This is a genomic window from Synechococcus sp. ATX 2A4 (genome assembly GCF_024346375.1).
Lineage (GTDB): Bacteria > Cyanobacteriota > Cyanobacteriia > PCC-6307 > Cyanobiaceae > MW101C3.
On record NZ_JAGQCV010000002.1, the window covers coordinates 96,220 to 114,155 of the forward strand.

At 66.6% G+C, this 17,936-nt stretch carries 16 protein-coding genes; 11 read left to right on the forward strand and 5 right to left on the reverse strand.

From position 1 onward, the window contains the following. Position 1: 1 nt before the first annotated feature. A complete protein-coding gene (priA, locus tag KBY97_RS02325; RefSeq protein ID WP_399217130.1) occupies positions 2-2,347 on the reverse strand; it encodes a primosomal protein N' in 2,346 nt (781 codons plus the stop codon). 350 nt (positions 2,348-2,697) lie between these two features. Between priA and rpoD the strand changes: the two genes are divergently transcribed. The 7 genes from rpoD (at position 2,698) to KBY97_RS02360 (ending at position 11,389) form a co-directional block, all read left to right on the forward strand. Further along, positions 2,698-4,089: an RNA polymerase sigma factor RpoD gene (gene rpoD, locus KBY97_RS02330; RefSeq protein ID WP_255145077.1), complete on the forward strand. Its 1,392-nt coding sequence runs from the start codon at positions 2,698-2,700 to the stop codon at positions 4,087-4,089. Positions 4,090-4,116: 27 nt separating this feature from the next. Further along, positions 4,117-5,244 carry a glycosyltransferase family 2 protein gene (locus KBY97_RS02335; protein WP_255145078.1) on the forward strand — a complete coding sequence of 376 codons (1,128 nt, stop codon included), beginning with the start codon at positions 4,117-4,119 and terminating at the stop codon, positions 5,242-5,244. Positions 5,245-5,450: 206 nt separating this feature from the next. Next, entirely contained in the window at positions 5,451-7,259 is a 1,809-nt protein-coding gene (locus KBY97_RS02340; protein ID WP_255145079.1) for a glycosyltransferase family 39 protein, read from the forward strand. Further along, entirely contained in the window at positions 7,256-7,924 is a 669-nt protein-coding gene (locus KBY97_RS02345) for a phosphatase PAP2 family protein (protein WP_255145080.1), read from the forward strand. Before KBY97_RS02340 ends, KBY97_RS02345 begins: the two co-directional genes overlap by 4 nt. Next, a complete protein-coding gene (locus KBY97_RS02350; protein WP_255145081.1) occupies positions 7,921-8,364 on the forward strand; it encodes a DUF1824 family protein in 444 nt (147 codons plus the stop codon). Before KBY97_RS02345 ends, KBY97_RS02350 begins: the two co-directional genes overlap by 4 nt. A gap of 120 nt (positions 8,365-8,484) precedes the next feature. Beyond that, complete coding sequence (hemC, locus tag KBY97_RS02355; RefSeq protein ID WP_255145082.1) at positions 8,485-9,438, forward strand: hydroxymethylbilane synthase; 954 nt, start codon at positions 8,485-8,487, stop codon at positions 9,436-9,438. Then, positions 9,413-11,389 carry a chloride channel protein gene (locus KBY97_RS02360; protein ID WP_255145083.1) on the forward strand — a complete coding sequence of 659 codons (1,977 nt, stop codon included), beginning with the start codon at positions 9,413-9,415 and terminating at the stop codon, positions 11,387-11,389. Before hemC ends, KBY97_RS02360 begins: the two co-directional genes overlap by 26 nt. Here the strand turns inward: KBY97_RS02360 and KBY97_RS02365 are convergent. The 4 genes from KBY97_RS02365 to KBY97_RS02380 all read right to left on the reverse strand — a co-directional run bounded on the left by KBY97_RS02365 (position 11,379) and on the right by KBY97_RS02380 (position 14,887). Next, entirely contained in the window at positions 11,379-12,074 is a 696-nt protein-coding gene (locus KBY97_RS02365; RefSeq protein ID WP_255145084.1) for a L,D-transpeptidase, read from the reverse strand. The genes KBY97_RS02360 and KBY97_RS02365 overlap by 11 nt on opposite strands. 36 nt (positions 12,075-12,110) lie before the next feature. After that, positions 12,111-12,698, reverse strand: coding sequence for an inorganic diphosphatase (locus KBY97_RS02370; RefSeq protein WP_255145085.1), 588 nt, complete (start codon positions 12,696-12,698; stop codon positions 12,111-12,113). Between the two features lie 142 nt (positions 12,699-12,840). Further along, positions 12,841-14,406, reverse strand: a complete 1,566-nt coding sequence (locus KBY97_RS02375) for a carboxypeptidase M32 (protein WP_255145086.1) — start codon at positions 14,404-14,406, stop codon at positions 12,841-12,843. Positions 14,407-14,449: 43 nt separating this feature from the next. Beyond that, the gene (locus tag KBY97_RS02380) at positions 14,450-14,887 is read right to left on the reverse strand and encodes an OsmC family protein (protein WP_255145087.1); all 438 of its coding nucleotides are present in this window, start codon (positions 14,885-14,887) and stop codon (positions 14,450-14,452) included. A 32-nt stretch (positions 14,888-14,919) separates the two neighbouring features. Here KBY97_RS02380 and KBY97_RS02385 point away from each other — a divergent pair, with 32 nt between their 5' ends. The 4 genes from KBY97_RS02385 to KBY97_RS02405 all read left to right on the forward strand — a co-directional run bounded on the left by KBY97_RS02385 (position 14,920) and on the right by KBY97_RS02405 (position 17,911). Then, positions 14,920-15,426: a DUF2721 domain-containing protein gene (locus tag KBY97_RS02385; protein WP_315857131.1), complete on the forward strand. Its 507-nt coding sequence runs from the start codon at positions 14,920-14,922 to the stop codon at positions 15,424-15,426. 441 nt (positions 15,427-15,867) lie between these two features. Further along, a complete protein-coding gene (locus KBY97_RS02390; protein WP_255145088.1) occupies positions 15,868-16,596 on the forward strand; it encodes a response regulator transcription factor in 729 nt (242 codons plus the stop codon). A 438-nt stretch (positions 16,597-17,034) separates the two neighbouring features. After that, on the forward strand, positions 17,035-17,403 hold the full coding sequence (locus tag KBY97_RS02400) for a secondary thiamine-phosphate synthase enzyme YjbQ (protein WP_255145090.1): 369 nt from the start codon (positions 17,035-17,037) through the stop codon (positions 17,401-17,403). Then, positions 17,372-17,911 carry a hypothetical protein gene (locus KBY97_RS02405; protein ID WP_255145091.1) on the forward strand — a complete coding sequence of 180 codons (540 nt, stop codon included), beginning with the start codon at positions 17,372-17,374 and terminating at the stop codon, positions 17,909-17,911. Before KBY97_RS02400 ends, KBY97_RS02405 begins: the two co-directional genes overlap by 32 nt. Positions 17,912-17,936: the final 25 nt, after the last annotated feature.

The window sequence follows — 17,936 nt, forward strand, 5'->3', positions numbered from 1 at the left end:
TTCAGAGCTCCATCGGATCAGGATCGATGCTGAGCGTCACCCGGCCGTCGAGGCCCTGCCGCAGCATCTGCTCCTCGGGCAGCGGCAACGGCGTGCCGGCCGGCCCATGCAACAGCAGCTGCCAGCGGTGCCGACCGGCCACCCGCGCCACCGGTGCCGGCGCCGGCCCGATCAGCTCCCAGCCTGCCGCCTGCACCGCCGGGCGCACCCGCTCCGCCAGGGCGGCGGCGGTGGTGGCTGTGGCGCTGGCGGAGCCGCCGGCAAAGCGCAGCAGGCAGGCGCGGCTGAAAGGCACCAACCGGGCCTGATGGCGGAGCTGCAGTTCCTCGTCGAGGAAACGCTCGTAATGGCCATCGATCAGGTGGCAGATCACTGGATGGTCGGGGCTGTAGGTCTGCACCAGCACCGATCCCGGCCGCTCGCCGCGACCGGCCCGGCCCGCGAGCTGCAGCAGCAACTGCAGGCACTGTTCTGCGGCGCGCAGATCGGGCCGGTGCAGCAGCCCATCGGCGGCCAGCACCGCCGCCAGGGTCACCTGGGGCAGGTCCATGCCCTTGGCCAGCATCTGGGTGCCCACCAGCACGTCCGCCTCACCAGCGGCGAAGGCGGCCAGCAGACGCCGGTGTCCGTCACGGCCGCGGGTGGTGTCGCGGTCGAAGCGGAGCACCCGCAGCCCTTCCAGCTCCCCCTCCAGTTGCTCGATCACCCGCTGGGTCCCGGCTCCGAACGGTTTGAAGGCGGTGGAACCGCAGTGGCCGCAGCGCTCGGTGATCTCTTGGCGGTGGTCGCACCAGTGGCAGCGCAGCCAGGCGCGGCCCTCGCGCTGGCGGTGCACGGTGAGCGCCACATCGCAGTGGGGGCACTGCACCACCTCACCGCAGCTGCGGCAGCTGAGAAAGCTGCTGTAGCCACGCCGCGGCACCAGCACCACCGCCTGTTCCCCACGCTCCCGCACCTGCTCCAGCCGTTCCATCAGGGCCCGGCTGATCAGGCGCCGGTGGCCATCGGCCAGTTCCAGCCGCATGTCCACCACACTCACCCGTGGCGTCTGGGCGCCGCCGATGCGGTCGGGCAGCCGCAGCAGGGTGGTGGCTGGGCGCCTGGCGTCGCTTTTGCGGAGAGAGCTGAGCGGGTGGCAGGCCAGCCAGGTTTCCAGGGAGGGGGTGGCGCTGCCGAGCAACAGGCGGCTGCCGCTGCGGCAGCGGATCCGCGCCACGTCACGGCAGTGGTAACAGGGCATGGGGGCGTCCTGTTTGTAGGAGGTGTCGTGTTCCTCGTCGAGCACGATCAGGCCGATCGGTTGCAACGGCAGGAACACAGCGGAACGGGTGCCCACCACCAGCAACGGCTCGCCGCGGCGGGCCGCCAGGCAGCGGCGCCACACCAAGACCCGCCCGGCGTCGCTCACGCCGCTGTGGAATTCGAGAACGCCGGTGCCGAAGCGGGTGCGGCAGCGATCCAGCAGCTGGGGGATCAGGCCGATTTCCGGGGTGAGCAGCAGCACGCTGCTGCCGGCCGCCAGCGTGGCGGCGGCGGCCTGGAGATACACCTCGGTCTTGCCCGAGCCGGTGACGCCCCAGAGCAGCAGCTCACTGCCGGGCGGTGAGGCCAGGATCGCCGCCAGAGCCTGCTGCTGGGCCGTGTTGAGCGCTCGCGGCTCGCTGTCGCTGCTGCTGGCGGCAACCGTGGCGCTGGCCGCTGCAGGCCCGCGGGGCGGGCCGGCGGCCTCCAGGCCCGGCAGGCGGGCCGTGACGGACACCCCGCCGCCACGGCGCAGGCCGTCCACCACAGAACGACTGAAGCCCCATCCGCCGCAGACATCGCGCAGCCAGGCCCCTCCCCCGTGCTGCTGCAGGGCCTCCAGCAATTGCTGCTGCCTTGGCGTGGCAACTACCACCCCCTCGACGGCGCTCACCCAGCTGAGCGGGCGCGGCCCGGCCGGCTGCGATGGGCGCGACTGGCCCAGCCAGCCGGGTGGCAGGGCGGATTTGAGCGTTTTGAACACCGTGGTGTGGCACTGGCGAGCCACCTCCTGCAACAACTCCTGCCAGTGGGGATCCACAGCGGCGCGCTGGTGCAGGGCGGTGATCGCCAACAGCCGTGCCACCGGCAGATCGGTGGGAAGCACCTGGAGCGCCTCCACCACCAGACCCACATGGGGCCGTCCGCGCAGCGGCACCCGCACCAGATCGCCGGCGGCCAGCTCAAGATGCTGGGGATTGGCATAGGTGAAAATGCGGCCTTCACGGCCGGCTTCCACCCAGACTTGCCAATAGATCACAGCCGTGGAGGGCGGACCGGGTGCATCAGCCGCGACGACCTGTCGCGTTTGCCTTGCAAACCCCATGGGTGTTTCTTAAGGTGATCAGGTTGAGCAGTCCAACTGGCTGCTGTCGGAACCAGGCAGAGTTCCGTCCAGAGGGAAGATCCGAAGCCAGCCACACGGACTTTGCTCCGCAGGGCTGCTGGGTCTGCGACCACCCCTGACAGCCCTGCTCTGGCCTCCGTGCCGCCGTTGTCGTTTCCGGTCTGGTTCCATCTCGTTAGGGCGCTCGATTTCCCATCGTGCCTGGCACTTCGGCAATTGCCGCTGGGCCTCGGCAGGGTGGTTGTCGTCGATGCCATTACGCCAACGGGTCGACCTCTCCTGAACGCTTCTCCCAGCCTTCGTTTTCCACCCGTTTCGCCCTTCCCCCTATGAGCCCAGCTGCTGCGGCCAAGCCCAAGATTCCTGCTGCAACGATCCTGGCGGTGTCTTCACCCAATGGTGAGGAAACGCTGATCCCGGCCAAACCGGCGAAGGCCGTCAAAAGCAGGTCCAAGCCCGCCGCGGCCGCCGCCCCTGCCGATGGTGAGCCGGCGGCTGCCGTAAAGGCAACGGCGGCTGTCAAAGCTGCGGCTGACGCCAAGCCCAAAGCCACCCGCACCCGCAAGCCAGCGGCGGCCAAAGCCGCCAAGGTGGTCCCGGCTCCCGCCAAAGATGCTTTGGTCGTGGTGGACACCGAGGAGGCCGAGTCGCCCGATCTCGATGGCATCGCCGACGAGCTGCTTGCCCAGGCCGACGACAGCGCCAAGGCCAAGAAGGAGGCCAAGGCGGCCTCCGCCAAGGCCCTGGCCAGCATCAAGGTGGGCCCCAAGGGGGTGTACACCGAAGATTCGATCCGCGTTTACCTGCAGGAGATCGGTCGCATCCGCCTGCTGCGCCCCGATGAAGAGATCGAGCTGGCCCGCAAGATCGCCGATCTCCTGCACCTTGAGGAGCTCGCAGCCCAGTTCGAACAGGACAACGCCCACTATCCCGATACCAAGGAATGGGCTGTCCTGGTGGACATGCCGCTGGTGAAATTCCGCCGCCGCCTGATGCTCGGACGGCGTGCCAAAGAAAAGATGGTGCAGTCGAACCTGCGGCTGGTGGTGTCGATCGCCAAGAAGTACATGAACCGTGGCCTTTCCTTCCAGGATCTGATCCAGGAAGGCAGTCTCGGCCTGATCCGCGCTGCTGAGAAGTTCGATCACGAAAAGGGGTACAAGTTCTCCACCTACGCCACTTGGTGGATTCGGCAGGCGATCACCCGTGCCATCGCCGATCAGAGCCGCACGATCCGGCTGCCTGTTCACCTTTACGAAACGATTTCCCGCATCAAGAAAACCACCAAGGTTCTCAGCCAAGAATTCGGCCGCAAGCCCACGGAGGAAGAGATTGCAGAAAGCATGGAGATGACGATCGAGAAGCTTCGCTTCATCGCTAAATCCGCCCAGCTGCCCATCTCCCTGGAAACTCCCATCGGCAAGGAGGAAGATTCCCGTCTCGGCGATTTCATCGAGGCTGATATCGAGAATCCTGAGCAGGATGTGGCCAAGAACCTGCTGCGTGAGGACCTTGAAGGCGTGCTCGCCACCCTCAGTCCCCGGGAGCGTGATGTGTTGCGCCTGCGCTACGGCCTCGACGACGGCAGGATGAAAACCCTCGAGGAGATCGGACAGATCTTTGATGTGACCCGTGAGCGCATCCGCCAGATTGAAGCCAAGGCGCTGCGCAAACTGCGGCACCCCAATCGCAACGGAGTGCTCAAGGAGTACATCAAGTAGTCTCCGAACGTCAGCATCCCTTCCGTTTTGCCCGCATCGGTCGTCGCGTCTGCCGGATCTTCTCCGGCAGCGAGGGTCACCATCGTGCTGCCCACCTTCAACGAGCGGCAGAACATCCAGCCCATCCTCCAGCAGCTGCTCGCCCTGCGTGATCGCTTTCAGCTGGAGTTGATCGTCGTCGACGACGACTCCGCTGATGGAACTGCCGATTTCGTCAAGCAAATGGCACACGGTGAGCCTTGCCTGCGCCTCATTCGCCGTGTGGGGCGCTCAGGCCTCTCCAGTGCCATCAAGGAGGGCCTGCTCGACAGCACCGGCGATCTCGCCGTCGTGATGGATTGCGATGGCCAGCATGAGCCTGCGGCGGTGGCGGCGGCGCTGGATCTGTTGATCGCCCGCAACGCTGATCTTGTGATTGGCAGCCGCTTTCACCCCGATGCCTCCATCAAGGGCTTGAGCGACAAGCGGGAAGGGGGATCGGTGCTGGCGAATCGCCTGGCACGCTTCACCCTGCCGCGCTACCGCCAGCTCAGTGACTTCATGAGTGGCTTCTTTGCCTTGCGGCTTGACCGCTGTCTGCCGATGATCCGGCAGGTGGATTCGCAGGGGTTCAAGTTTCTCTATGAACTTCTATCGATCAGCCGCGGGAATCTGATGATCGAAGAAATCCCGCTCACCTTCCAGCCCCGCACGTATGGAAGTTCCAAGCTGGACATCTCCGTGCTGTGGGATTTCGGCGTTTCGATCATCCATACGCTCTTGTTACGCATGGTTCCACGACGCGCCGTGAGTTTTGCTCTGGTTGGCTTGTCAGGGATCGGCGTGCAGTTGCTGATATCCAATCTGTTGATCCTGCTGGGCTTTTCCTTCGTGGCCTCGTTGCCGCCGGCTGTGATCGCCTCGGCCTGCAGCAACTATTTGGTCAACAACACCCTCACCTTCCGCCATCTTCGCCTCAAGGGCTTACAGCTGCTGGCCGGGCTTGTCAAGTTTCTGGTGGTGGCCTCGCTACCGATGCTCGCGAACATCGGCCTGGCCAGTGTCTTTTATGCACGCGTAGCCAATGACACCCTCTTTGCCCAGATCGCCGGCATTGCCGTGGTGTTTGTGTGGAACTATGCCGCCTCGTCCCGTTTCGTCTGGAACACCCCCTGAGCGCAACTGTTCTGCTTGGATCTGATTGCCTTGGGTTTAATTATCATGGGTTTGATTGCCATGGCTCAGACTTCCCTTGGACCGGACCCTTCTCGGCTCCGACCTGATGTGTTGAAATCCGATCTGCCCCAGTGCCGCCCCAGCTCTGCCCCATTGCCGGCCTGCCTGTGGCTGCTCCCTTCCGCCCCAGCCCGCCTCCTGATGGCATGCTCTTGATCTCCTCGCTGCAGGCGCGACCGGCCCGCCTGGCCTTGGTGTCTGCCGCCGGTCTGCTGCTGCTCTGCTGGCTGGCTTTCTTCAACCAGCTGGGCACCCTCAGCTTGATGGACAAGACCGAAGCCCTCTTCGTGGAAGTGGGCCGGGAGATGTTGCTACGCAACGACTGGATCACCCCCCACTGGAACGGCGAGCCGTTTTTTGACTACCCGGTCTGGGGGTACTGGATGGTGGCCCTGAGCTTCCGCCTCTTCGGCATCAGTGCCTGGGCCGCCCGGCTGCCGGTGGCGCTGATGGCGAGCCTGGTGGTAGTGGCGGGGTTTGTGCTGCTGTGGCTGCTCGCTGAAGGCGAAGCCACACCGGCCCGCTGGCGGCGCAGCTGGCTGGCTGCGGTGTTGCTGGCGCTGAATCCCGCCTGGGTGGGCTGGGGGCGCAGCTCCGTCACCGACATGTTCCTATCGAGCGCCATCACGCTGTCGCTGTTCGGCTTTTTCCTGGCTTACAGCCAGGCGGACAGGCCTGTGCTGCGCCGCGTCGGTTACGTGGCGATGCCTGTGTTCAGCGCCATTGCGGTGCTGGCCAAAGGCCCGCTGGGCCTGGTGCTGCCGGGGGCCGTGATCGTGGCCTTCCTGCTCTGCCAGGGCCAGCTGTTCGCCGTGCTGCGGCAGATGCCGATGCTGCAGATGGCTGGGCTCTTCCTGGCGGTGGGGAGCCCCTGGTATCTGCTGGCGGCAAAGGTGAATGGCGCCGACTTCCTCAGCGGCTTCTTCGGATTCAGCAACCTGCAGCGCTACACCTCGGTGCTGTATGGCCATTCCGGCCCCTGGTATTTCTATCTGCCCTGGTGCGTGATCCTGCTGCTGCCGTGGTCGCTGTTCCTGCCGTTGGCCATCGTGCGGCTGCGCTACTGGCAGCTGGGCCACTGGCGCCAGCAGCCCCGCACTGCCCAGCTGGCCCCGTTCTGCCTGATCTGGTTCCTGGTGGTGCTGGTGTTCTTCTCCGCCGCCAGCACCAAACTCGCCGGCTACATTCTCCCGCTGATTCCCGCCGGCGCCTTGCTGGTGGCGCTCTTCTGGCAGCCACTGCCGTCTGTGGGCGTGCCGGTTGCGGACGTGCCAGTGGCCGCCGTGCCAGTGGCGGCCGTGCCGGTCGCCGACCCCTGGCAGCGGCTGTTTGGCTGGCTGAACGCGTTGCTGCTGGCAGTGATGGCAGCTGCCGCGGTGGTGGCCCCGCGTTGGGCCGCTTCCGATCCCGCCTATCCCGGTTTTGCCAAGGCTCTCACCAGCTCAGGCTTGCCGCAGTTGCTGGGCGGTCTGCTGGGGCTTGCCGCGCTGGCGATGATCGTGCAGCTGCTGCGGCGCGGCCCGCTGCAGCACCTGTGGCTGCCGGATGTGGCAGCGTTTGCCGGTGTGTTGCTGCTGGTGGTTCCCGGCCTTGCCCCGTTGATGGAACGGGAACGGCAGCAGCCGGTGCGGGAACTCGCTGTTCTGGCCGGTCAGCTGGCCCGCCCCCGGGAACCGCTGCTTGTGGTGGGCTACAGGCGCTACAGCGTGGTGTTCTACAGCGGCCGGCCAGTGCAGTTCTTTGACAGCGTCAAGGGAGCACGGCGCGGCTTGCAGGACAGCCAGCCGGCCAGCGTGCTGGTGTTCGGCGAACAACGCAAGCTCGCCAACCTCGCCGCAGATGGTGGGCAGGTGAAGACCCTGGCCAGCCGCGGCAATCACCGGCTGCTCCGGTACGTGCCAGGGCCGGCAACGGCAGACCGCTCCGGGCGCCGCTCCGGCGCCAGCGGTTCTTGAAGCGCTTCAGCCGCTGGTGCCGGCTGTTCGGCGTTCCCAGGCTGCTCCTCTGCCTGATCGCCGTGGCGCTGGTGGCCTGGATGGAGGCCACGGTGGTTCACGAGAAGCGCCCCGAGCTTGATATCGCCATTCTCGACTGGCTGGCTCAGGTGATCCCTGCCCAGCTCGGTTCACTGTTGGTGCTGATCTACAAGCTCAGCGGCACCCGCTTCACCGCCGTGCTGGTAGCGGCGGCCCTGTGGTTTCTCTACACCAAGCGCGCCTGGAACGACCTGCGCTGGCTGGCCGTCGGCACGGCAGGAATTCTGCTGATTATCGATCGCTGGCTCAAGCCCTACTTCGACCGTTCCCGGCCGCCCGAGCGCCTGGTGGAGGTGATCGGCCGCAGCTTTCCCAGCGGTCATGCCGCCGGCGCCGTGGTGTTTTATTTCCTGATGTGCATGATCCTCACCTCTCTCTATCCCCGCTTGCGACGGCCCCTGTATCTGGGCGCATCGCTGTGGGTCGCCCTGGTGTGGCTGAGCACCCTCTACTGCCGGGTGCACTGGCCCACGGACATGGTGGCCGGCGCCTGTGTTGGCTTCATCTGGTTCAGCATCTGCGCCGTGAGCCTCAAGTGCTGCGCTCCCCGGCAGAGTGCCCTTTCCCTGGAGCGAACGCCTTGACCTCTCCTGCCTCGCTCAGCTCGCTCGCCGAACTCTGTGGCCTGCGCACGGCGCCGGAGCTGCCCGCTGCGGCTCGCCAGGCGCTGCGCAGCGAATTGAACCAACGGCTGGCGGCCTGTGAGTGGTTCACGGTCGGGGTGATGGCGCCCTCTGCCTCCCTCGCCGTGGCGTCCCTGCGTGCCTGCGAGAACGCCCTGGGCTGGCAGCCCCTGCAGGCGCCTGGCTCTGAGACGCCTGGCCATGCCGCCTCGGATGCCAACGCAGCGGATCTCGCCGCTGAGGGCGGCCCGGTGTTTCTCAAGGGCAACCAACGCACCGGTCTGTTTCTGGTCCGCTTGGAAGCTGGTCTGGGCAGTGGCCTGCTGATCACCGGCCACAACAGCGTGGCGCCAGAGGCGGAAGACACCTGGGGCCCGTTCCCGCTCGATTTCTTCGCCTGATCCAGACCCCGTGTCGCCTGGTTGATCAGGCGTCCTGTTATGTCACCTGGGCGGCGGCCGGCCTGTCCTTAGGCTGGGCGGCTGTGAAACGGCCGAGACGCCGACGTGAGGACTGACGTGATGGCCGGCTCCACCCTGCGCATTGCCTCCCGCCGCAGCCAGCTGGCGATGGTGCAGACCCACTGGGTGCGCGATGCCCTCTCCGCTGCCCATCCCTCGCTGGAGATCAGCATCGAGGCCATGGCCACCCAGGGTGACAAGATCCTTGATGTGGCGCTGGCCAAAATTGGCGACAAGGGCCTGTTCACCAAGGAACTGGAAGCCCAGATGCTGGTGGATCAGGCCGACATCGCCGTCCACAGCCTCAAGGATCTGCCCACCAACCTCCCCGAGGGGCTGATGCTTGGCTGCGTCACCGAGCGGGAGGACCCCGCCGATGCCCTGGTGGTGCACAGCCGCCATGCCGACAAGAGCCTGGCCACCCTGCCGGAAGGGAGCGTGGTGGGCACCAGCTCGCTGCGCCGGCTCGCCCAGCTGCGCCACCACTACCCCCATCTCACCTTCAAGGACGTGCGCGGCAATGTGATCACCCGGCTGGAAAAGCTGGATGCCGGCAACTACGACTGCCTGATCCTGGCGGCCGCCGGTCTGGGCAGGCTGGGGCTGGCTGGCCGCATCCATGAACTGATCGACCCCTCGATCTCCCTGCACGCCGTGGGTCAGGGGGCCCTGGGCATCGAATGCCGCGAGGGCGACAGCGCCGTGCTGGATACGATCAAGGTGCTGGAGCACCTCCCCACGGCCCGCCGCTGCCTGGCGGAGCGGGCCTTCCTGCGCCAGCTCGAAGGCGGTTGCCAGGTGCCGATCGGCGTGAACAGCCGCTTCGACGGCGACGACCTGGTGCTCACGGGCATGGTGGCCAGCCTTGACGGCCTGCGCCTGCTCCGCAACGAGGCCCGCGGCGACCAAGCCGACCCGGAGGCCATTGGCATCTCCCTGGCCCACACCCTGCGCAGTGAAGGGGCGGGCGAGATCCTGGAGGAGATTTTTGCAGCTGTCAGGCCCGAGGCTTGAACCGGCCGGCCGCCCTCAGCCGCGGGAGGGCGACAGCCGTGGGCTCCCCTTCCAGTGGAGCCTGCTGGCCTGGGCGGCGCTGGTGGGGGTGCTCACCGGCGCCGCCGTGGTGGGCTTCCACTACCTGCTGGGTTTCATCAACAATTTCCTGTTCGGCACGCTCGTGGAGTGGGGCACGGGGTTACTGGGCAGCGCCCAGCCTGACCCCACTCCACCGGAGATCTTCACCAGTTCAGCCCCCTCCGGCACCCCGCTGAAGGCGCTGGTGCTGATCGGCCTCGGGGGCATCGGCTTTCTGCCACCGCCGCCGCTGCCGCCTGTACCGCTGCCGCTCCCGGTTCCCGCCAGCGGCCTGGCCGGTTGGTTCACCTCTTGGCCGGTGCTGCTGGCGCCGGTGCTGGGCGGCGTGTGTGTGGGGCTGCTGCGCCAGCTTGGGCGCGATCTGGGCCCCAGCCTGCCAAGCCTGATGGCGATGGCTGACGGAGTACTGCCGGCGGCGCCACGCCTGCCGCTGCTGCGCTTGATCGCCGCGTCGCTCAGCCTCGGCAGTGGGGCCTCACTCGGGCCTGAAGGGCCCAGTGTGGAGAGCGGTGGCAACATCGGTCTCTGGCTCGGGTTGCGCGCTGGGCTCACACCCGACTCCCAGAAGGCGCTGGTGGCCGCCGGCGTGGCGGCGGGCCTGGCGGCGGGCTTCCAGGCCCCGATCGCCGGTGTGTTCTTCGCTTTTGAGGGGGCCTACAGCACCATCCCCGGCCGGCCCAGCCTCAGGGCCGTGTTGGTGGCGGCGGTCACGTCTTCCCTGGTCACGCAGTTGTCGCTGGGGGATCAGCCGATCTTCCGGCTGCCCGCCTACGACGTGCGCTCACCGCTGGAACTGCCCCTTTACCTGGGCCTGGGGGTGGTGGCCAGCTTGATGTCATGGGCACTGGTGAGCCTCCTGGCCGCGGGCCGCAGTGCCGCCGTGCAACGGCGGGTGCAACGCCTGCCATCCGTGCTCGTCAACGCCCTGGGCGGCCTTGGAGTGGGGGTGATGGCGCTCGGTTTTCCGCAGGTGCTGGGCGTGGGCTACGACACGATCGAAGCCCTGCTGGGCCGGGAAGGTGGCGTGGCCTTCACCAGCCTGCTGGCGCTGTTGGCTGTGAAGTTGCTGGCCACAGGCCTCAGCAACGCCAGCGGCTTTGTCGGTGGTGGCTTTGCCCCCGCGTTGTTTCTTGGAGCGGTGCTGGGCAATTGCTACGGGCAGCTGCTGGGCGAGAGCGGCTTCGGCCTGCCGGTGGCCGAACCGCCGGCCTACGCCATGGTGGGCATGGCCGCCGTGCTGGCCGGCAGTGCCAGGGCTCCGCTCACAGCCTTGCTGTTGTTGTTCGAGCTCACCCACGACATCCGCATCGTGCTGCCGCTGATGGCGGCCACGGGGCTCAGCGCCGTGCTGGTGGAGCGTTGGCATGGTCTGGCGGATACCGGCCTGTTAGGGCCCGATCCGGTGGAGGAGGAACGGCGCGCCCGCCTGGCATCCCTGCTGGTGGGCGAGGCGCTGGAGCCGGAGCTGCCGCTGGTGCTGCCGGGGGACACCGCCGCCGGGGAAGCGCTGCGGCAGCTGGTGCAGGCCCATGGCCATTGCCTGCTGATCGAGCAGGACGGTTGGGTGGTGGGCCTGGCCACGCTGATGGATCTGCAGCGGGTGATCACCAGCCAGGGGGCAGCGGCGCCGCTGAGCGACTGCCGGCGCGCCGAGCTGATCTGGCTGCCAGCCAGCGCCAGCCTGGCCCAGCTGGAGGACCAGCTCAGCCCCAACGGCCTGCGCCAGTTGCCGGTGTTTGAGCAGGACGATGGTCCCCAGCCCAAGTTGCCGGCCGGGGTGCCATGGGCGGGCCTGCGCGCCGATGAGCTTCGGGGGATGGCCAGCCGCGACGGCATGGCGCGGGCGCTGGCCCGTGGGCTCAGCGGGTGATCACCACCGGCGTGCCCACATCCACCAGATCAAAGAGTTTGCGCACGTGCTCGTGGAACATGCGCACGCAGCCATTGGTGACCGCCGCCCGGGAGCTGACCGTCCAGGCCCAGGCGCTGGGGGTGCCGTGGATGCCGAACTGGTTGGGGCCGGCGGTTTTAAATCCCAGCCAGCGATCGCCCAGCGGGCCGTTCGGACCCACCGTGCCAGTCACCTTGCCGGTTCTGGTGCTGGCGTAGACCGGATTAACCACCTTGTTGGTGACCTGGAAGGTGCCGGTGGGCGTGGGTGTGCGGGCATCACCGATCGCCACCGGCCAGGGGCCGTACACCTTGCCGCCCCGCTCCAGGCGGATGTCCCGCTTGCCCAGCCGCAACACGATGCGGGAGGCAACGACCGGCCGAACTGCCGGGGCGGCGGCTGGGGTTGCGGTGGTTGGTGCAGTGGTGGCTGGAGGTGCGGCCCCAGGTGCCGTGGTTGTGGGTGTTGTGGCGTCCGGCGCTGCGTCCGCAGGTGCCGGAACGGCCTCCGGGGTGGCCGTGCTCGGTGCCGAGCTGGCCGGGCCCGCCGAGTTGGCGCTGGGGAGTGCCAGTGCAGCAGTGCCTGCGAGCAGGGTGGCGCCGCACAGGCCGATCACCAGAGCGCCGGTGCAGGCCCCTGAACTGCGAAGGTGCGGAAGGACCATTGAGATCGGGCGCATTCAGGTGCCGGTGGAAGGGCCTCAGCCCACGAGTTTGGCATCGATGGTGTCGAGGTAGCGCTGTTCGCATTGCTTGATGATGCGAACGGCCTCCTCCACGCCGAAGAATCCATTCACTTTGCAGGTGCCGGGCTTCTTCAGATCCTTGTAGTGCTCCCAGTAGTAGTGGGTTTCCTTCTGCCAGTGGGCGCCCAGCTGCTCGTAGCTGGTGATGTGATCCATGCGCTTGTCATCGGCGATCACGGCGATCACCTTGTCGTCCACTTCGCCGCCGTCGTCAAAGGTCATGATGCCGATGATGCGGGCCTCCACCAGGCTGCCGGGCACCAGGGGCTCGGTCACACCCACGATCTCAATATCGAGCGGGTCGCCGTCTTCGTCCCAGGTGCGGGGGATGCAGCCGTAGGCGAAGGGATAGGCCAGGGAGGAGTAGCCCACCCGGTCGAGTTTGAGGTGGCCGGTTTCGTTGATCAGTTCGTATTTGTTGATCGTCATCGAATTGAGCTCGACGATCGTGTTCAACCGCAGTTCCGCTTCGTCGGCGAAGGCCGGCAGCACGTGCAGCAGGTTGAGCATCGTGCGGCTGGGCGGATGGTCGATGTTCGCCATGGAGGTGGGAAACGAGCGGCGCGGCTGATCCTACGGAGTGCACCAGCCCGCTCTCAACGTCAGCCGCGGATCACTGCGCACCCTGGCGGCCTCTGCCTCAGACCTCTTGCCGCCAGCGTTTTTCCTTGTTCTTGCCGCCGGTTCAGTGGTGAGCGCTGGCCAGCAACTGCTGCACCTTGGCTTCCAGGTAGCTGAGGAAGGGTGCGGCGCTGAGACGCTCCCCCGTGACCTGCTCCACCAGCTCCTCCCCGTTCACCGCCCGCCCCAGCGGCCAGACATGGGCGGCCAGCCACTGCTGCACCACCCGCTCCTGGCCGGCGGCCACATGAGTTTCGATCGGCCCGATCTGCCGCTGCATCGCTGCGGCCAGCTGGGCACTGATCAGGTGCCCGAGGGCATAGGAGGGGAAGTAGCCGAACAGGCCTTCGGCCCAGTGGATGTCCTGAAGGCAGCCCTCGCTGTCGCTGGCGGGGCGCAGGCCCAACAGCTCCACCATGCGGCGGTTCCATTCCCCGGGCAGGTCGGCCACGGGCAGGCCCCCCTCCAGCAGGGCCAGCTCCAGCTCGAAGCGCAGCACGATGTGCAGGCCGTAACTCAGTTCATCGGCCTCCACGCGGGTGGGACCGGGTCGCATCGGGTTCAGTGCTCGCCAGAAGCCATCGACGCCGCCCCAGGGATCTCCGCCGGCGCCGGCCACGAAGCGCGGCTGCCAACGGGCGGCGAAGGCGCGGCCGCGGGCCACCCGGCATTCCCAGAACAGCGACTGGCTCTCATGCACCCCCATCGACGTGGCTTCGCCGAGCGGCCAGGGGAAGTAGTGATCGGTGCTGCGGGGCAAGCCCTGCTCGTAGAGCGAGTGCCCCCACTCGTGGGCAGTGGCCAGAAAGGAGGAGAACGGCTGCCCGGGCACCACGCGCGTGGTGATGCGGAAATCCTGAGGGCCGAGCGTGCAGGAAAAGGGGTGGGCGGAACGGGAGCGCTGGCAACGTGCCGGGTCATAGCCCCAGCTGTTGAGCAGCTCACTGCAGAGGCTTTCTTGCTCCGCCTCCGGCAACTCGGCGGCAGCCTCGTTCAGCCCGCCCTGCTGAGCCGGGGCGGCGGCCACCTGCTCCAGCAGGCCCGGCAGGGTCGCTTTGAGCGGGGAGAACAGCTCCTCCAGCCGCGTCTTGCTGATGTCAGGTTCAAACGGCTGGGCCAGCACCTCCCAGGGGCTGCGGGGCACCGCCTCGGCGGCGGCCAGTTGCCCGGCCTGCTCCCGGCGCAGGGCAATCAGCTCCGCCAGGGCGGGGGCGAATGTGGGGAAGTCGTTGTGGCGCCGGGCGGTTTGCCAGAGGGCGTTGCCCTTCGATTGCGCTCTGGCCAGGCTTGCCACCAGTGCGGGGTCGAGGCAGCGCTGCCGCTCCAGCTCGAGACGGACCAGCTGCAGGTTGCGGCGCCGTTCAGTCGGTACAGACGGCCCCAGTTCTGCCTTCGTTTCCGCCTCCAGCTCCGCCTCCGCTTCCCCCACCAGCTCGGCATAGCGGGCGCTGCTCTGGCGTGCATGGATCTGGCTGGCCAGCAAGGCCAGTTGCTCTCCCCGCCATTCAGCCCCAGCGGCGGGCATCACCGTGTTCTGGTCGTAGTAGAGAGCGCTGCTGATCGATCCGAGCAACCTGGTTTCGTTCAGGTGGACATGCAGGCGCTGCAGGGCGTTGGCCGGCTCGGGCATGGCGGGGCTGTGGTGGCGATGGCCAGCATGGCGCCCGCCTTCATCACGCCAGCTGATGGGCAGGGGCCGGCGGGCAGTCGCGTTCCCAGATCAGTTCCATGGCCATCGCACCTTCCAGGCTCTGCTTCACCGGGCAGCTCTCCGCTGCGCGCTGCAGCAGCTGGCGCTGATCCGCCGTCAGGCCGTCGGGCAGGGTGATCCACACCGTGAGCGCCTCGATGCGGCGGCGCCCGGAGCGGGTCATCGTTTTCTCAACCTGGGCTCGGCTGCCCTCCAGCGCCCAGCCGTGCCGCTGGGCCGTGATGCCCATCACCGTGAGGATGCAGGTGGCCAGGGCCGTGGCCACCAGATCGGTGGGCGAGAAGCGTTCGCCTTTGCCTTCGTTGTCAACCGGAGCGTCGGTGAGGAGCGTGGAACCGGAGGGACCATGCAGGGCCTGGCAGCGGAGCGAACCTTCGTACTGGCACTGGATGGTGGTCATCACGGCGAAGCAGAACCGGGCTGACCCTGACAATGGCAGCGGAGACCTTCTGGTGGAACGCGATGATCGGCCCGGACATCGCTTCGCTCGCGGCCGGAGCCGAAAGCCCCGGAGCGGTCGCCAAGCTCTCCTATGCGATTCAGTTGTCGGTGGCGCCGGTGTTCCTGCTCACGGGCATCACTGGCCTGCTCAGCATGTTCACCCAGCGGTTGGCACGGATTGTCGACCGCACCAGGGTTCTGCAGGAGGCGTTGGAGCGCGGCACAACCTTGGAAGCGCGCCGCTTGCGCACTGCCCTGGAGGTGCAGAGGAAGCGCATGTTCCTGATCAACCGCGCCATTCTCTGCATCACCTTCACGGCACTGCTGATCGCCGCCGTGGTGGCGGTCATGTTCGTGAGTGCGGTGGCAGTTCTGGATCTCGCCGCGATCCTGGTGCCGGCCTTCGTGCTGGCGATGCTGATGTTGATCGTAGGGCTGGTGTTGTTTCTGCAGGAGGTGCAGCTGGCGATTTCCCAGAATCCGAAGCGCTACTACTGAGCCTTTTCGCTACACCCCCCACCAGCGCCGTTGTAGCGGGCGGCGGCATGGCAGCTTCCGGCAATGGTGGGCACAATCCGCGGCGCCGCCGAACCCGGCCCCCTGCGCTCCCAGGCGATGGCCTGTCTCGCGGTTGGTCTAGGCGAATGACGTGGCTCAAAAACTGAGAAACAAGGACCCCATTCAAACAGTGATGTTGTGATGGCTATGGAGTTCTTCTGCCATTGACGATCTCAACGGCTAGCCTCACACGAACTCGTTTTATGCGCCTTTGACAGGCCGTGCACATCCTTTCCTCTTTCCATCATTGCCGATGAAGCCTGAGCTGTCGGCAGGAAGGCCGGCTGGCCTCCTTCAACCGGGCCACCTTTTTGTTCTGCTCAGGTTGCGGATGGCGTTGGTGCCGCTGCGGTCAGAGGCGGCCGTCTCTGCCAGGGGCTGATGGATCTCAACCCGTTGTTTCAATCCAACCTGGATCGCCATGAAGCGACTTGCCAGCTGCTCGCCCGCCGTTCATTGCTGTGCGTGAGCGCACGGCGCTTGATGATCGGCCACTTGCACCTGCTGCTGGAAGGTGTGCTCAGCTCACTGGATGGCGCCACCACTGAAGCAGCCGGACTCCATCATCTTCAACAGCGCGTGCCCGATCTGGTGCTGGTGAGCGAATCCCTTGAGGGGAGTACGGGCATGGCCTTCATTCGTACACTCAAGCATCGCCACCCCGACCTTCCCTGCCTGCTGCTGCTAGAGCACGAAACCCCAGACGTGCTTCAAGAGGCGCTCGCCTGCGGCAGTGATGGCATCTGCCTGGAGCGCCTGGTAGGCCGGGGCCACATCATCACGGCCCTTAAAGCGATTCTTGATGGCGGCATCTACATGGAGGCCCCTCTGCTCACGTTGATGCGGCAGGGCACTTCCAGTTCCGTGGCGGAGGACCGGGCACCGCTCACCCCCCGCGAGCGCGACGTGCTCTGCAAGCTGGTAAAAGGCTGCAGCAATGCGGAGATTGCTGTCCAGTTGTTTGTGTCGGTGGAAACGGTACGCACCCACATGAAGGCGATCCGGCGCAAGCTCGGAGCCCGCGATCGCAGCCATGCTGCCCTGATTGCCGTAACCACAGGACTGGTGCGCTGGCAGAAGGGAACGGGCCAGAATCACGAGACCCATTGATTACTTTTTGCGACAATAGCCACCTCCGATGTTCATCCAGCCTGACTGACAGTCTTCTCCATTTCGTGGACTCACTGTATAAGAGGCGACACCGAGTGTGCTGCACTTGCCGTTGAAGGTGTCGACATAGCCGAGTGGGCACATTCCTTCCCGCTTCGGAATCACCTGTTGAGCGTTTGCGCCTTCAGCCAGCACCCCACCCGCCAGGGGAACCATGAGCAGCGCCATCAGGCAAAAGGGAAGCTGGGCTGCGCGCCATGGAGCCATAGGGACGGGAGCCATTGGAAATCCGTTGTGATGGCGCAACCCTAGGGACTAAAGATGACCCAACCATGACCGCCTGGCCTGTTTTCCATGCTCCGTCAGAGCTTGTCTCAACTGCGAGTTTTCACCACTGGTGAGGGCTTCACCGACCTGACATCACAGCTGGCAGCCTGCGTGACCACGTCCGGACTGCGCCAAGGGGTTCTCAACATGCTGGTGCGCCATACCAGCTGCAGTCTCATCATCAACGAAAATGCCGATCCCCGGGTGCTGCGGGACCTGTCCGCCTTTCTGCAGGCGTTGGTGCCGCACGAAGGGCTGGGGCCACTCAGTGGGGCGGGCAAGCTGCGGGCCTGGCTGCACGATGACGAAGGCCCCGATGACATGCCGGCCCATGTGCGCACGGCGCTGACGGCCAGCACCCTGTCGCTGCCGTTTGACCAGGGCCGCCTGATGCTCGGCACGTGGCAGGCGGTCTACCTGTGGGAGCACCGCGCCGCCGGCAGCTGCCGTGAGCTCAGCCTCCATCTGTTGGGGGAATGAGCAGGGCCGGCTCAAGCCCCGTGAGGCGGGCGTCAAGAGGGTGTGCCCGCGCCTCGCTGCGGCAGCGCCTCGCCACGGCAAGGTAAGGCCACGGCAAAGTGAGGCGATGGAGAGCGCCCCATCCACCCCGGCACAGATTCCGCCCGCCCCTGGGTGGTATGCAGCCGGGCCACCTGCAGAGCCCAGCAATGGCTGCAACGATCAGCTGACGGCGGAAATGGTGCGCCTGCGGCAGGAGATCAGCCAGTTGCACAGCTCCGTCGCCGCCCTCACTGCCGCAATCACCTCCCTGGCCAGCAGCCCGCCTGATTCCCGCTTAGCAACGCCGGCGGAGCTTCGGCCACCGGTGGCCAGTGCCTCCCCCGCCACCCTGCTGGCGCTGCGCAGCGGCGAAAGGCTCAATGGCGAGGTGCAGCGGCGCCTGCGCCTGGGCGGCGATGCCGACAGTGACACCGAACTCGACCTCCTGATCGATCGCCTCCATGACCTCTGTGAGGCGGATGACTGAGCGTGGGAGCCGGCCTGGCCCGTTG